Source organism: Bradyrhizobium sp. SZCCT0153 (assembly GCF_018129995.1).
Classification (GTDB): Bacteria; Pseudomonadota; Alphaproteobacteria; order Rhizobiales; family Xanthobacteraceae; genus Bradyrhizobium; species Bradyrhizobium japonicum_G.
The window spans coordinates 991,078-1,006,208 of record NZ_JAFCKS010000001.1 but is presented as its reverse complement, the minus strand read 5'-3'; the positions used below and the strand labels follow the sequence as shown (position 1 = coordinate 1,006,208).

The 15,131-nt window shown below is 64.5% G+C and carries 12 protein-coding genes; 6 read left to right on the top strand and 6 right to left on the bottom strand.

The window, feature by feature from the left end:
• Positions 1-3: 3 nt before the first annotated feature.
• Positions 4-1,176 carry a 4-hydroxybenzoate 3-monooxygenase gene (gene pobA / locus JQ572_RS04955; RefSeq protein WP_211381830.1) on the bottom strand — a complete coding sequence of 391 codons (1,173 nt, stop codon included), beginning with the start codon at positions 1,174-1,176 and terminating at the stop codon, positions 4-6.
• A 50-nt stretch (positions 1,177-1,226) separates the two neighbouring features.
• Here pobA and JQ572_RS04950 point away from each other — a divergent pair, with 50 nt between their 5' ends.
• On the top strand, positions 1,227-2,132 hold the full coding sequence (locus JQ572_RS04950) for a helix-turn-helix domain-containing protein (protein WP_211381829.1): 906 nt from the start codon (positions 1,227-1,229) through the stop codon (positions 2,130-2,132).
• A gap of 4 nt (positions 2,133-2,136) precedes the next feature.
• Here JQ572_RS04950 and pcaG read toward each other — a convergent pair whose 3' ends face one another.
• Both pcaG and pcaH read right to left on the bottom strand, forming a co-directional pair.
• Positions 2,137-2,763 carry a protocatechuate 3,4-dioxygenase subunit alpha gene (pcaG, locus tag JQ572_RS04945; protein WP_211381828.1) on the bottom strand — a complete coding sequence of 209 codons (627 nt, stop codon included), beginning with the start codon at positions 2,761-2,763 and terminating at the stop codon, positions 2,137-2,139.
• A gap of 3 nt (positions 2,764-2,766) precedes the next feature.
• Entirely contained in the window at positions 2,767-3,561 is a 795-nt protein-coding gene (pcaH, locus tag JQ572_RS04940) for a protocatechuate 3,4-dioxygenase subunit beta (RefSeq protein WP_211382414.1), read from the bottom strand.
• A 91-nt stretch (positions 3,562-3,652) separates the two neighbouring features.
• On the opposite strand from pcaH, the gene JQ572_RS04935 reads away from it, so the two are divergent.
• The 3 genes from JQ572_RS04935 (at position 3,653) to JQ572_RS04925 (ending at position 7,519) form a co-directional block, all read left to right on the top strand.
• On the top strand, positions 3,653-4,579 hold the full coding sequence (locus tag JQ572_RS04935; RefSeq protein WP_211381827.1) for a LysR family transcriptional regulator: 927 nt from the start codon (positions 3,653-3,655) through the stop codon (positions 4,577-4,579).
• A gap of 82 nt (positions 4,580-4,661) precedes the next feature.
• On the top strand, positions 4,662-5,966 hold the full coding sequence (gene pncB / locus JQ572_RS04930; RefSeq protein WP_211381826.1) for a nicotinate phosphoribosyltransferase: 1,305 nt from the start codon (positions 4,662-4,664) through the stop codon (positions 5,964-5,966).
• Positions 5,967-6,211: 245 nt separating this feature from the next.
• Positions 6,212-7,519: a GGDEF domain-containing protein gene (locus tag JQ572_RS04925; RefSeq protein WP_211381825.1), complete on the top strand. Its 1,308-nt coding sequence runs from the start codon at positions 6,212-6,214 to the stop codon at positions 7,517-7,519.
• 15 nt (positions 7,520-7,534) lie between these two features.
• Here JQ572_RS04925 and JQ572_RS04920 read toward each other — a convergent pair whose 3' ends face one another.
• Positions 7,535-8,155 carry a TetR/AcrR family transcriptional regulator gene (locus JQ572_RS04920; protein ID WP_211382413.1) on the bottom strand — a complete coding sequence of 207 codons (621 nt, stop codon included), beginning with the start codon at positions 8,153-8,155 and terminating at the stop codon, positions 7,535-7,537.
• A 51-nt stretch (positions 8,156-8,206) separates the two neighbouring features.
• Here JQ572_RS04920 and JQ572_RS35405 point away from each other — a divergent pair, with 51 nt between their 5' ends.
• Positions 8,207-8,473 (top strand): hypothetical protein, encoded by a 267-nt coding sequence (locus JQ572_RS35405; protein ID WP_306235818.1) that lies wholly within the window; start codon positions 8,207-8,209, stop codon positions 8,471-8,473.
• Positions 8,474-8,829: 356 nt separating this feature from the next.
• Positions 8,830-12,234 (top strand): acyl-[ACP]--phospholipid O-acyltransferase, encoded by a 3,405-nt coding sequence (locus JQ572_RS04915; protein ID WP_211381824.1) that lies wholly within the window; start codon positions 8,830-8,832, stop codon positions 12,232-12,234.
• Positions 12,235-12,533: 299 nt separating this feature from the next.
• Here the strand turns inward: JQ572_RS04915 and tcuB are convergent, their stop codons facing one another.
• On the bottom strand, positions 12,534-13,640 hold the full coding sequence (gene tcuB / locus JQ572_RS04910) for a tricarballylate utilization 4Fe-4S protein TcuB (RefSeq protein ID WP_211381823.1): 1,107 nt from the start codon (positions 13,638-13,640) through the stop codon (positions 12,534-12,536).
• Positions 13,627-15,018, bottom strand: coding sequence for an FAD-dependent tricarballylate dehydrogenase TcuA (gene tcuA, locus JQ572_RS04905; protein ID WP_211381822.1), 1,392 nt, complete (start codon positions 15,016-15,018; stop codon positions 13,627-13,629). The genes tcuB and tcuA overlap by 14 nt, the downstream gene beginning before the upstream one ends.
• Positions 15,019-15,131: the final 113 nt, after the last annotated feature.

Sequence of the window (15,131 nt, the reverse complement as noted above, 5' to 3'; positions counted from 1 at the left end):
GCACTAAAACGGCAACCCCACGTAATTCTCTGCCAGCAGCCGCTGCGCCGTCTCGGACGAGAGCAGATATTCGAGTTCGGTCTGCTGGAGCCGCTCCTCGTAGTCGCTCCGGTCGGGAAAACGGTGCAGCAGCATCGTCATCCACCAGGAAAAGCGTTGCGCCTTCCATATCCGCGCCAGTGCCTTGGCCGAATAGCCCCGGAGTCCGGAATCATCGCCGTTCCGATAATGCGCGAGCATGGCGTGGTAGAGATAGTAGATGTCCGAGGCCGCGCTATTGAGCCCACGCGCGCCCGTCGGCGGCACGATGTGCGCGGCATCGCCGGCGAGGAACAAACGACCGTAGCTCATCGGCTCGGCGACGAAGCTGCGCAAGGGCGCGATGCTCTTCTCGATGGACGGTCCCGCGATCAGGCGGCCTGCGACCTCCTCCGGCAGGCGGCGCTTCAGCTCGGCCCAGAATGCATCGTCGCTCCAGTCCTCCACCTTGTCGGTGAGCGGCACCTGGACGTAATAGCGGCTCAGCACTTGTGAGCGCAGAGAACACAGCGCAAAGCCGCGGGAGTGCTTCACATAGATCAGCTCCGGCGAGGCCGGCTTGGTACGCGACAGCACGCCGAGCCAGCCGAACGGATAGACCTTCTCATATTCCCGCAGCACGTCCTTGGGGATCGACTTGCGGCTGACGCCGTGAAAGCCGTCGGCGCCGACGATATAGTCGCAATCGACCCGGATGATCTCGCCGTTCGAACGATAGGTCACGTAAGGCCGATCAGACGTGAGGTCGTGCGGCGTCACGTCCTCGGCATTGTGCACGACGTTGCCACCGAGGCGGTCGCGCGCCTCGTAGAGATCGCGCGTCAGCTCGGTCTGGCCGTAGACCAGCACCGAATTGCCGCCGGAATGCCGGTGCAGATCGATATGGGAGAGCACGCCGTCATGTGCGATCTCGAAACCGTTGTGGATCTCGCCCTCGCGGTCCATCCGTTCGCCGCATTGCGCCTCGCGCATCAGCCTGGCGAAGCCATGCTCGAGAACACCGGCACGGATGCGGGCGAGCACGTGGTCGCGGCTGTATTTCTCCAGCACGACCGTGTCGATGCCCTTCAAATGCAGGAGCTGCGACAACAGCAATCCGGACGGCCCACCACCGATGATACAGACCTGAACTTTCATTTTTGCGTCCTCCCGTCGGCAGTTTTTTGCAGTTTCGGCGCCGCAAACCGATGGAGGGTTTCGTCTTTGTCTTGTACAATTCGAACATGCGAAGCTTGTCCCCTGCCCCGGCAATCCGGGTCTACAATCTGTTCGGCGAGTCCGGCGACCTTCCCGACGTCGTGCATTGCGAAACGATCGCGGCGCGCTCGGTGCTGCACGACTGGACACTGGCCGTGCACCGCCATGCCCGGCTGCACCAGGTGCTGCTGATCGAGCACGGCGGCGGCGAAGCTACGCTCGACGGGCGAGTGGTGCAGCTGAAGCCGATGCAAATCGTCAACGTGCCTGTCGGCCACGTCCATGGCTTCCGCTTCGTGCCTGATACGCAAGGCTGGGTGCTGACCATCGCCGCGGAAATATTGGACGAGGCCCTGCTTGCCTCGGAAGGCCTGCGCGGCGCGCTGTCACGATCGGCCGTGGTACGCGGCACGCCGCAGGTCCGCTCGACCATGAAGCAGATCTTTGCCGAGCACGCCGCACGCGATTTCGGCCGCGCGCATGTGCTGCGTGCACTGTCGGCGGCCATGATCGGACTTGTGGCCCGCGCGCTCACCAGCGAGAGCGTCGGCACCGGCACGGCGGAAAGCGGACTCTTCCGGCGTTTCGAGGCGCTTCTGGAGCAGCATCACCTGGAACGCTGGAGCGTTGCGGACTATGCAGGCGCGCTGTCGATCACGCCGACCCATCTCAACCGGATGACGCGGGCGGCGACCGGCGACACGGCCTCGCACCTGATCCTCAACCGCCTGATCCGCGAAGCGCGGCGCAACCTCGTCTACACCAACCTGCCGGTCTCGACGATCGCCTATGCGCTCGGCTTCGAGGACCCCGCCTATTTCAGCCGCGTCTACGCCGCAGCCACGGGAGTGTCGCCACGCGCCTTTCGCGCGCAGCTCCATGGCGAGGACAATTGAGGCCTCAGACGTCGAAGAACACCGTCTCTTCCGGCCCCTGCAAATTGATCGTGAATGAATACACCACCTTGCCGCCGCGTTCGCTGCGTGTGGCAATCAACGTCTTGCGGCGCACCGCCGGTTCGACCAGGTTGAGCACGGGATCGACGGCATTGGCCGCCTCTTCATCCGAGAAGTACAGCCGCGTGTTGAGGCCGATGTTGATGCCGCGCGCGACGATCCAGACATTGATGTGCGGCGCGCATTTGCGCCCCGTCCTGTCGATGATCCCGCCCGGTTTGATGGTCTCGAAGGTGACGAGCCCGCTGTCGAAATCCGAGCCGCCGCGGCCCCAGCCGCGAAAATCCTGTTCCAGCGCGGCGGCGGAGCGATCGGCCGGATGGTTGTAACGGCCGGCCGCATTGGCCTGCCATATTTCCAGCAGCACGTCGCGCAGCGGCGTGCCGCTGCCGTCGAGTACCTTGCCCTCCAGCACGATGCGTTCGCCCTGCGTATTCGGCGTCACCAGGACATTCGAAAAATTCTTCTCGAAGATGTCGAAGCCTGCCATGGCCGGGATCAGCCCGATATGGACGTAGGGCCCGGCGGTCTGCGAGGCGGTCTCCTTGAGGTAGTTGAGCTGCTGCGGCATTGCTCAGTTTCCTTCCGGGCGGTTTTCAAAGAAGGTGGAGCGCTGGCCGCGCAGGACGATGTCGAAGCGGTAGGCGAGCGAGTCGAACGGGGTGGAGGCATTGAGGTCGAGCGGCGCGACGAGGCGGTCCAGCGCGTCCTTGTCCGGAATCGTCGTCAGGATCGGGCAGACAGGGATCAGGGGATCGCCCTCGAAATACATCTGGGTGATCAGCCGCTGCGCAAAGCCCGAGCCGAACACCGAGAAATGGATGTGGGCGGGACGCCAGCTATTGACGTAGTTGCGCCAGGGATAGGGCCCGGGCTTCACGGTGCGGAAATAATAATAGCCGGTGTCGTCGGTCAGCGCGCGGCCGCAGCCGCCGAAATTCGGATCGATCGGCGCCAGATAGGTGTCCTTCTTGTGCCGGTAGCGGCCTCCGGAATTGGCCTGCCAGAACTCGACCAGTGTCTGCGGCACGCCGCGGCCGGTCTCGTCCAGCACGCGGCCGTGGACGATGATGCGCTCGCCGACGGGATCGCCGTCCTTGGCGTAGTTGCGGATCAGATCGTTGTCGAGCGGGCCGAGATCATTGTGGCCGAACACCGGTCCGCTGATCTCCGAAACCGAATTCTCCAGCGACAACAGCGCCTGGCGCGGCGACCGCAGGACCGAGGATTTGTAACCGGGCGCATGCGCCGGCGGATGGATCGAGCGATCGCGCTGGAAGAAACCGCCGTCGCCGAGCGGCGGCGTGAACGGCTCGGGGCGGTTGAGGCGGGGATCCTGCAAGGCTGGGAATGGAGCCTGGGCATTCATCGGCATGTCTCTCCCTTGGCGCCCGGATCCGGGCGCGGCTTATCGGGAGATCATGGAACGATCTATTCTCAAGATAAATAGATCGATTATAATGAATTGCATGAAAGAAATCGATCATTTGGCCCTGGACGGCCACGCGCTCGAACTGTTCCTCGCCGTGCTGGAGGAAGGTTCTGTGACAGCGGCCGCAACGCGGCTCGGCCTGACGCAATCCGCGGTCAGCCACGGCCTGAACAAGCTGCGGCGGATCGCCGGCGATCCGCTGTTCGCCAAGTCCGGCCGCGGTATCGTTGCCACCGCGCACGCCCAGGCGCTAGCCGCGAAAGCCCGCGCGCTGATCGACGAGATGCGCAGCTTTGCCGGCGGCGTCAGCTTCGAACCGGCTCGCGCGCAACTCTCGCTGACGATCGCCGCCAATGATTTCCAGCGCGATTTGCTGCTACCGCGGTTCTTCGACCATGTTGCCGCACAAGTAAAGAGCCTGAACCTGCGCGTGATCCCCTCGCAATCGCCCTCGCCCGCGATGCTGCGCGAGAACCGCTGCGATCTTTTGATCACGCCGCTGCCTCCTTCCGGCGTCGACATCGTGCAGAAGCGACTGCTGAGCGATCATTACGTCTGCTACTTCGATCCCAAGACGCGCACCGCGCCGGCCGGGCGCGGCGCCTATCTCGCGGCGCGCCACATCACGGTGGTCTATACCGACAATGAGCGGCTCGACTTCGATCGCCGGCTCGCGGCGAACGGCTTCCACCGCGACATCGCGATCTCGGTGCCGAGCTTTTCCGGCGTGCCGTCGTTCCTGCGCGGCTCGCAGATGCTGGCGAGCATGCCGAGCCTGCTCGCCTCCGGCGTGATGCGCGGCTTCGCGCAAGCGCGGATTCCACTGGCGTCCCGTACGCGAACGCTGGCCGAGCTGCCGATGTTCATGGTCTGGCACCAGCGCTACCAGAAAGATCCTGCCCAACGGTGGGTCAGGAGCCAGCTCGAGACCGCGGCGGCGATGGCCGAGGCCTGAGCGATCGCCCCCCGGCCCGAGGACAACCTGATCCTCGCCAAACCCACTGGTTGCGCAGGGGTAGCCACGCTAGAATTCCCCCATGACAGTGACCGACATTGCGAGCCGGACCTACAATCACAGCTGGCGGCTGGATCCCATCATCCGCAGCCTGCTGGATACCGACTTTTACAAGTTATTGATGTTACAGATGATTCGGGAATCGTACCCGAATCAGCAGGTGACCTTCTCGGTCATCAACCGCTCACGGCATGTCCGGCTCGCCGAGATCATCGACGAGGGCGAGCTGCGCGCCCAGCTCGACCACGCCCGCACCATTCGCTTCGGCAAGAAGGAGCTGATCTGGCTTGCCGGTAACACCTTCTACGGCAAGACCCACATGTTCTCGGCGGACTTCATTCGCTGGCTGGCCGAATTCCGCCTGCCCGAATACGAGCTGCGCAAGGTCGAAGGTCAATACGAGCTGCATTTCCATGGGCCGTGGACCCACACCACGATGTGGGAGATTCCCGCACTCGCGATCCTCAACGAATTACGCTCGCGCGCCGCGATGAAGGGCCGCGGCCGCTTCGAGCTCGACGTGCTCTATGCCCGGGCCAAGGCCAAGCTGTGGACCAAGGTGGAGCGGCTGCGCAAGCTGGAGGGCCTCCGGTTGTCCGACTTCGGCACCCGCCGTCGCCACGGCTTCCTCTGGCAGCGCTGGTGCGTCGAGGCGGTGAAGGAGGGCCTCGGCACGTCCTTCATCGGCACCTCGAACGTGCTGCTCGCGATGGACAATGATCTCGAAGCGATCGGCACCAATGCGCATGAGCTACCGATGGTCGCGGCCGCGCTCGCCAGGGACGACGAGGAGTTGCGCTGGGCGCCCTATCGCATCCTCGACCAGTGGCGCCAAACCTATGGCGGCAACCTCCTGATCGCACTGCCCGACGCCTTCGGCACCAAGGCCTTCCTGCGCGATGCGCCGGAATGGGTCGCCGACTGGACCGGCTTCCGCCCCGACAGCGCGCCGCCGATCCAGGCCGGCGAAGAAATCATCAAGTGGTGGGAGCAGAAGGGCCGCAATCCCAAGGACAAGCTGCTGGTGTTCTCCGACGCGATGGACGTGGGCTCGATCGAGGAGACCTATCAGCATTTCGGTGGCCGGGTGCGTCTGTCCTTCGGCTGGGGCACCAACCTCACCAATGATTTCGTCGGCTGCCCGCCGGACGCCTCGATCAATCTCGACCCGATCTCGATCGTTTGCAAAGTGTCGTCTGTCGACGGCCACCCGGCGGTCAAGCTCTCCGACAATCCGGAGAAGGCAACCGGCATGCCCTCCGAGATCGAGCGTTATTTGCGCGTGTTCGGCGATGTCGGCCGGGTGCGCAAGCCGGTGCTGGTCTAGCACCGGACCAAACTCTCTCGATAGGTAACCCGCGCAGGACGAATGCGAGGCATTGGTTTGCAGTTGCCGCGCCGGTTCCGGTTTGTCGGCATTTGCAACGATCTGCACACATCCACTTCACGACGCCTTCACCCTCCGATGCAGTCCCCTGCGGAATTGAGGTCGAGTTAAGCAACCTTGTCCTCTACTTGGCGTTGCAGGCGCAACGCTCCACAGGGGTTCGTTGATCGATTTGGGGAACGCAGGTGTTTCGCAGGACAACGTCGTCGACGAAGGGAGGCAGCTTCCTTCACGTCATCAAGCTCGTCTCGCCTTTCGTCATGGTCGTCGTGCTCCAGGCGGCGATTGCGGGATTCAGCCTCGAGGTGATGTCATCGGTCCGCGCCTATGTCGCGGGCGAAGCGCTGTGGTCGCGCTCGCAGAAGAACGCCGTCTATTTCCTCAATCTTTATCTGCATTCGGGCGAGCCGAACCAGTTCGCGCAATACCAGGCTTCACTCTCCGTTCCCATCGGCGACGAGTTCGCGCGCTGGGCGCTCGAGCGCGATCCGGTTGACGTCGAGGCCGCCCGCATCGGCTTCCTGCAAGGCGGCAATCATCCCGATGACGTTCCGGGATTGATCTGGCTGTTTCGCTATTTCAGCCGCGTCAGCTTCCTCCAGGAAGCGATCAGCGAGTGGGCTGCTACCGATCCCATGCTGCTGGAGCTGAGCGTCTTCGGCGAGGTCATCCGGTCCGAGCTGGAGAAGGGCCCTGTTCAGGACAGCGGCCGCCTGCGCTTCCTGTCGTCGCGGCTCTCGGAGCTCAACACCCAGTTCACGGTGCATGCCAATCGCTTCTCCACCGTCCTCGGCGAAGGCTCCCGCGCGATCAAGGTGACGCTGACCTGCATCAACATCGTCACCGCCGCGACGCTGATCCTGCTGCTGATCTGGCATACGCGGCGATTGGTGCTGCAACGACATGCAATCGAGGATGCCTTGCACGCCGAGAAGGAACGTCTGGCCTGGCAGGCATCGCACGATTGGCTGACCGGCTTGTCCAACCGCCGCGCCTTCGAGGCGCGACTGCAAGGCGAGCTGGACACGACCGCGGCGGGACCGCTGGTCCTGATCCTGCTGGACCTCGACCAGTTCAAGAACGTCAATGACAGTTGCGGCCATCTCGCCGGCGACCGCCTGCTTTGCCAGGTCTCGCGCCTGCTGCAACAGGACCGGCGGCCACACGACCTGGTGGCCCGGCTCGGCGGCGACGAATTCGGCCTGATCCTGCCGCACTGCCCGCCCTCGCATGCCGTCGATATCGCCGAACGGCTGCGGCGATCGCTCGAGCTGTTCAGCTTCGCCTGGGACGACCGTTGCTTCGCGGTGACCGCCAGCATCGGCGTTGCCTGCATCTCCGGCGGCAAGACCACGCTCGAGGACGCGATGCGGCGTGCGGATACCGCCTGCTATCGCGCCAAGGAGAGGGGCCGCAACCGGGTTCAGGTCGAGAGTGCGAAAGCCGACGTCGTCGTTGTCGCAGCCCGGCCGCGCGAGGCTGCCCGCGCCTGACGCTGCTCGCCCCTCTCACCGTCGAGGCAGAATCCCGAGACCCGCAAGATGCGCGTCGAGGAATTGTTCGATCTGCTGGCGCAGCATCTGAGGCGGCACCGCCACCATGCGCTCTTCGAGACCGAGCGAGATGATCCCGTGCACCGCCGAAAACAGCGTGCGCGACAACAGTGCGATCTTGACGTCATCCGCATCGGGCAACAGCCGCACCAGAGGTGGATGCATCAAGGCGAAAGCATCCATCACCATCTGCAGGATATCATCGGGATAAGGACGGTCGTCCTCCATCCGATGCTCGAACAGCGAGCGCAGCAGGTTGGCGTGCTCGGCGAAGAATTCGAGGTAGGTCGCGGCAAGCCCGTAGAGCTGGCGAACGGGATCCTCGGCAGGAACCTGGCCAAGACGCATCGTCAGCGCCTGAACGGTCTCCCGGTTGACCGTCAGGATCACCCCGTCGAAGTCGCCAAACTCGTTATAGACGCTGCCAACCGAGCAGCCGGCGGCCTCCGCAACGTCCCGAACCTTCAGCGATCTCAGGCCTTTAGCCGCAATGATACTGCGGGCGATCTTCACGACCTGGAGCCGCCGGCGATATTTTTTTCGGTCCCGCAGCGATTCTTCTTGAACATTGTTCATTTTCAAGCTACTCACATGAACATTGTTCAATTTAACCTGGAGACCTGCAAAATGCAAACGCTCGCTGTTGATATCGCCTTCACCTTCATCGACGACGCCGCATCCCTCGTGACCGGATTGGGCCGCGCTATCCTGCGGCTCGCGATGACGCCGATCGATCGCATCGCGAATGCCTGCGACATTGCCGGTGTACTGAGCGAGCGCCGCGCGACCTTCCGGATGTGGCGGGCCAACCGCGCCCGTGCCCGCCAAGAGGGCCGCCGCTTCAGCCTTATCGGCCACCTCTCGCCCTTCCGCCGCCTCTCCCAACTCACCTGAGGCGGGAGCAGCCGGCACGTTTGGGTCACCTCGAATACAATATCAGGTTGCAAGAAAGGACTTACCATGTCCCGACATTCGAAGCCGATGCCGCGACCTTCGGCGATGCGGTTCAGGTTTTCCTCACCGCCCGCGGCGATATCCCGGCGGGCGCGGTCCCCTACCGGAGCTCGACAGGCCAACCGAACCATTGCGAACCAAACCACACCGTGCGGAGACCAACAGGATCGGAAGGTAAGCGCGCAGAGCAGGCCGGGGCGACCGTCAACCCGCAATTGCCCGTCGCATATCCTCTGGACCCGACGTCCAACCGACAATGAAACTATCTCAGGCTGCCTTCCAAAACAGGACTGGTCATGATCAGGGAATTGATGTCGTCACGCCGCTTCGCGCCGCTGTTCTGGGCGCAGTTCTTTTCGGCACTCAATGACAACGTGCTCAAGAACGCACTCGTCATCATCCTGCTTTACAGTGCCGCGACCGGCCACGGCGATGCGCTGGTGACTGTCGCAGGCGCCGTCTTCATCTTCCCTTATTTCATCCTGTCCGGGCTCGGCGGCCAGCTCGCCGACAAATACGTCAAGTCCGTCGTCGCGCGGCGGCTCAAATTCGCCGAGATCTTCGCCGCGGCCTTTGCCGCCGCTGGCTTCTTCCTGCATTCGGTGCCGCTGTTGTTCGCAGCGCTCGCGCTGTTCGGCATCATCGCCGCCCTGTTCGGCCCCGTGAAATACGCGATGCTGCCGGATCAGCTCGAACTCGGAGAGCTTGCGAGCGGCAATGCGCTGGTCGAAGGCGCGACCTTCATGGCCATCCTGCTCGGCACCGTCGCCGGCGGCCAGTTCGTGGCCGGTTCCGCGCATATGGGCTGGGTCGCATCGGCCGTTGTCGTGCTGGCCCTGCTGTCATGGGCCTTCGCCTCCCGCATCCCCGCGACGACGCCGTCTGCACCCGACCTGCCCGTCAACGCCAATCCCTGGACCTCGACGCTCGGCCTGTTGAAGACGCTGCACGCCGACCACCGGCTATGGGACGGCACCGTGATCGTCTCCTGGTTCTGGCTGGTCGGCGCGATCGTGCTGTCGCTGCTCCCGGCGCTGGTCAAGGACGTCGTCGGCGGTACCGAGGGCGTGGTGACGCTGTGTCTTGCGATCTTCGCAATCGGCATCGCCATCGGCTCGCTGTTCGCAGCAAGCCTCAGCCACGTTCGCCCGAACCTCGCACTGGTGCCGATCGGCGCCATCATCATGGGGTTTGCGGGCCTCGATCTCGCCTGGGCGATCGGTGTGACCGCCAAGGGTCAAGACATCACCGCCGCCGACTTCGCAACCTCGTTCGCGGGCCTGCGCATGCTGGTCGACTTCGTCGCCTTCGCATTCGGCGGCGGGTTGTTCGTCGTTCCCTCCTTCGCCGCGGTCCAGGCCTGGTCGGCAGCATCCGAGCGCGCCCGCATCATCGCCGCCGGCAATGTGCTGCAGGCGGCCTTCATGGTGGCCGGCTCGCTGTTCGTCGCGCTGCTGCAGGCGGCGGGCCTCCATATCGGCTGGATCTTCTTCGGCCTCGGCGTCGCCAGCTTCGGCGCGGTGTGGTTCGTGCTCACGAAGTGGGGCAAGGAAGGCGTGCGCGATTTCGGCGGACTGCTGTTCCGCGCCCTCTTCCGCACCGAGGTTCGCGGCCTAGAAAACCTGCCGCCTCCGGGCACCCGGATGCTGATCGCGCCCAACCATGTCAGCCTGATCGACGGCCCGCTGCTGCACGCCGTGTTGCCGATCGACGCGAGCTTCGCGGTCGACACCGGCATCGCCAAGGCCTGGTGGGCCAAGCCGTTTCTGCGCGTGGTCAAGCACTACACCATGGACCCGACCAAGCCGCTGGCCGCGCGCGACCTGATCAAGCTCGTCGCCGCCGGAGAACCGGTGGTCATCTTCCCGGAAGGACGCATCACCGTCTCCGGCTCGCTGATGAAGGTCTATGACGGCACCGCGATGATCGCAGACAAGGCCGACGCGGTGGTCGTGCCGGTGCGCATCGAAGGCGCGCAGCGCTCGCATCTCAGCTACCTCAACAGCAGCCAGATCAAGCGCACGTGGTTTCCGCGGGTAACGGTGACGATCCTGCCGCCGGTCAAGCTGCCGGTCGATCCGGCGCTGAAGGGCAAGACGCGCCGCAATGCCGCCGGCGCCGCGCTCCAGGACGTGATGATCGACGCCCTCGTGAAGAACGCCATGCTCGATCACACGCTGTTCGAGGCGCTCGGACATGCCTATCGCGACCGCGACACCGGCAAGGTCATCGTCGAGGACGCGCTCGGCACCAAGCTGACCTATCGCAAGCTGATTCTCGGCGCGCAGGTCTTGAGCCGGAAGCTCGAGAACGGCACCGCGGTCGGCGAGAATGTCGGCGTGCTGCTGCCGAACTCCGCGGGCGTCGCCGTCGTCTTCATGGCGCTGCAGAACATCGGCCGGGTGCCGGCGATGCTCAACTTCTCGGCGGGCCCGGTCAACGTGCTCGCCGCCATGAAGGCCGCGCAGGTCAGGACCGTGCTGACGTCCAAGGCCTTCATCGAGAAGGGCAAGCTCGACAAGCTGATGGCTGCGATCTCCGCCGAGGCGCGCGTGGTCTATCTCGAGGACGTCCGCGCCTCGATCAGCACGGCCGACAAGATCAAGGGCCTGCTCGCAGGCACCGCGCCGCGCGTCACCCGCCAGGCCAGCGATCCGGCCGTGGTGCTGTTCACGTCGGGTTCGGAAGGCACGCCCAAGGGCGTGGTGTTGTCCCACCGCAACATCCTCGCCAACGCGGCGCAGGCTTTGGCGCGGGTCGATGCCAACGCCAATGACAAGGTGTTCAACGTGCTGCCGGTGTTCCACTCGTTCGGGCTCACGGGCGGCATGATGATGCCGCTGCTCGCGGGCATTCCGATCTACATGTATCCCTCGCCGCTGCACTACCGGATCGTGCCCGAGCTGATCTACCAGACCGGCGCCACGATCCTGTTCGGCACCGACACGTTCCTTGCCGGCTACGCCCGCTCGGCGCATGCCTATGACTTCCGCACCCTGCGCCTGGTGATCGCCGGCGCCGAGGCGGTCAAGGATAGGACGCGGCAGGTGTTCATGGAGCGTTACGGCATCCGCATCCTCGAAGGCTATGGCGTCACCGAGACGGCGCCGGTGCTGGCGATGAACACGCCGATGGCCAATCGCCCCGGCACCGTTGGCCGGCTGTCGCCGCTGATGGAAAGCCGCCTCGATCCGGTCCCCGGCATCGAGGAAGGTGGACGCCTCTCGGTGCGCGGACCGAACGTGATGCTCGGCTATCTGCGGGCCGAAAATCCCGGCGTGCTCGAAGTGCTCGCGGAGGGCTGGCACGACACCGGCGACATCGTCGCGATCGACGCGGCCGGCTTCATCACCATCAAGGGCCGCGCCAAGCGCTTCGCCAAGATCGCAGGCGAAATGGTCTCGCTGTCCGCGGTCGAGACCATCGCGACGACCCTGTGGCCGCACGCCGCATCGATTGCCGTGTCGATCCCGGACCCGCGCAAGGGCGAGCGCATCGTGCTGCTGACGACGGAAAAGGCCGCCGAGCGCAGTGCGATGCAGGGCCAGGCCAAGGCCATCGGCGCATCCGAACTGGCCGTGCCCGCGGCGATCATGGTGGTCGACAAGGTGCCGTTGCTCGGCACCGGCAAGACCGACTACGTCACGGCAACGACGATGGCCCGCGAGCAGGCGTCCGCGCCGGAGCGCGAGGTGGCGTAAGACCCAGCCCAAGGCTGTCGCACCGGCGGTTGGTCGGCGCGACAGCGTGGTGCCGCTCAAAGCTACGTAGCCTGCCCCTCAAGAGCCAGGGCCATCGCATATGTGAGCGATTTCTCCGCAGCCATCCTTCGAGACGCCCGCCGTTGGCGGGCCCTCAGGATGATGACCGAGTGTGCGGCCTTCGTTTCGACGAGTACCGATACCACTTAGCCTCATGCTGAGGCGACCACGAAGCGGTCGTCTCGAAGGACGAGGCGCGCGCTGTGATCGCGCAAAATGCCATATGCGATTGCCGCCCCTCAAGAGCCGGCTTCGCTGCGACGCTCCTGTGCATAGCGAACCAGTGCCGCGAAGCGGTAGATGCCGTGCACGAACTTGCCGTAGGGCATGGTGATGAACAGCGCGAACACCGCGCCGAGATGCAGTGCCAGCAGCGGCCCCATCGCGGCGGTTTCCCGCAACAGCAGGAGCAGCATGCCGGTGAAGCCGGTCAGGAACAGCATGGCGATGAAGCCAACATCCATGCCGTAGCGCTGCTCGTCAAGCAGCTCCGGTGCGTGGCGCGATTTCGCGATGAACAATCCGATCGGCCCGATGATCAGACCGAGGCCGCCGAGCGTGCCGAGCACCACGGGCAGATCCCACCACGGATACGGCGCCTCGCGGCTAAGGAGATAGTGATAGAGCGTGGCGACTGACGTCGCGGCAAAGCACAGCAGGAAGCCGTAGAAGGTCAAATGATGGAAAAGCTTGCGCCGGTCGGTCGGCTTGTCGTCCTCGTTGTAGCAGCCGACGCCGCCGCCATGGAGATAGCGCAGCTCGCCGGCATCGCGGATCGCCTGGACAATCGAGCCGCCGTCGGCGCGGCCGCCGATCGGCGTACCGATGTCGCGCCAGAACGCGCGCACGCTCATGACCAGCGCGAGGATCGCATAGAGAAAGGCGGCGCTGAACAATGCGGCCATCGCGTTGTGCGGCATCAGTCTGTAGAACGCGCCGGGACCGGCGTGCACGCCGAACAGCACGCTGTGGTCATTGAGAGCAGCAAAGCCGAGGATGAAGGCCGCCATGCTGAGCGCGGCGACGATGCTGATGACGAGGCCGTTGCGCGCGAAGGCGCCCGAAAGTGCATGCGGCCAGGCATAGGCTGCATAGGACTCGGCGCGCGCGACCGCCAGCGTCTTTGGGACGTTGACGTTGAACTCGTGCGGCGGCGAGAACTGGCAGTCGACATAGCAGGCGCCACAGGAATGGCATAGGTTTGCGAGATAGTTGAGGTCGCCGTCCGAGAACGCACGGCGCATCTCCATGGCGGGAAACACCGCGCAGAGCCCCTCGCAGTAGCGGCAGGAATTGCAGACCGTCATCAGACGGTCGGCCTCGTCCAAAATTCTAGTTCCGTGCATGTTTCGCCGCTTCCCGTCCTGCGATCCGTCCGAACACGCTGCCGATCGTCATGCCCATGCCGGCGGCATAACCCTTGCCGAGCACGTTGCCGGCCATGATCTCGCCAGCCGCGAACATGTTGGCCGACGGCTTGCCGTCCGCCATCAGCAGCCGCGCCTCCTTGGTGACGCGGGTGCCGAGATAGGTGAAGGTGATGCCGGGCCGCACCGGATAGGCGAGATAAGGCGGCGTTTCGATTTTGCGCGCCCAATGCGTCTTTTGCGGCGTGATGCCCTCGGTGCGGCAGTCGTCGAGAATGGTGTGGTCGAAGGTGCCGGGCCGCACCGCCGCGTTGAACTCGGTGACGGTCTTTTCCAGCGCGGCTGGATCGAGCTGCAGCTTGCCGGCAAGCTCGGCCACCGTCTGCCCGGCGATCGGCGGGAACAGCGTCGGCATGAACGAGGTGACCACGGTCGAATCAAAAATGATGTAGGCGATCTGGTCGGGCTGCGCCGCGACCAGCCGGCCCCAGATCGCGTAGCGCTTCGGCCAGATGTCCTCGCCCTCGTCGTAGAACCGCTGCGAATGCTTGTTGACGACGATGCCGAACACGACCGAGTCGTGGCGCGTGATGATGCCACCGTCGAATTTCGGCGCACGGGCATCGATCGCCACCGCGTGGCACTGGGTGGGATCGCCGACCTCCTGCACGCCCTTGTCGAGCAGCATCTTCAGGATCGAGCCGCGATTATAGGGCGTACCGCGGATCAGGAAATTGTCGGCAGCCTCGCCCCAATATTGCTTGAGCCATTCGATGTTGGCCTCGAAACCGCCGGCCGCGGCGACCAGTGACGTCGCGCGGATCTCGGTCTCGCCCTTGACGGGCCGCTCGAGGCGCGCGGCGAGGAACATGCCGTCCTCGATCACGAGCTCGGTGACTTCGGCATCATATTCGACGTCGACGCCCAGCCGCTCGGCGGTCAGATACAGCGCATTCAGCATCGCGCGCCCGCCACCGAGGAAGAACGAGTTGGTGCGGCCGAGACTCAGCGTGCCGCCGAGCGAGGGCTGCCAGCGCACGCCCTGCTCCACGATCCAGTTCAGGATATCCTTGGACTCGCGGATCATGTGGCGGGCGAGCATCTCGTCGGTCTGTCCGCCGGTGACACGCAGCAGATCCTCCCAGAATTCCTCCTCGGTATACGGACCTGTGAGAATTTCGGTCGCCGCGTCATGAGCGCAGCGCATGTTGCGGGTGTGGCGGGTGTTGCCGCCGCGATAGAACTTTGGCGCGCCTTCGAGCACGAGGACGGAGGCGCCGCCACGCCGCGCAGCGATCGCCGCGCACAGCGCCGCATTGCCACCGCCGATCACCAGCACGTCGTATTTGCTGCTCATGCCGTGTACCCGGAGCGACGAAGTTAGAGACATTCTGCCCGACGGCAGCCTCGCCCACTCCGGACCGCCATTGCGCACCTTTGTATACAAGAATATACAGTAAGGGAGCAAGC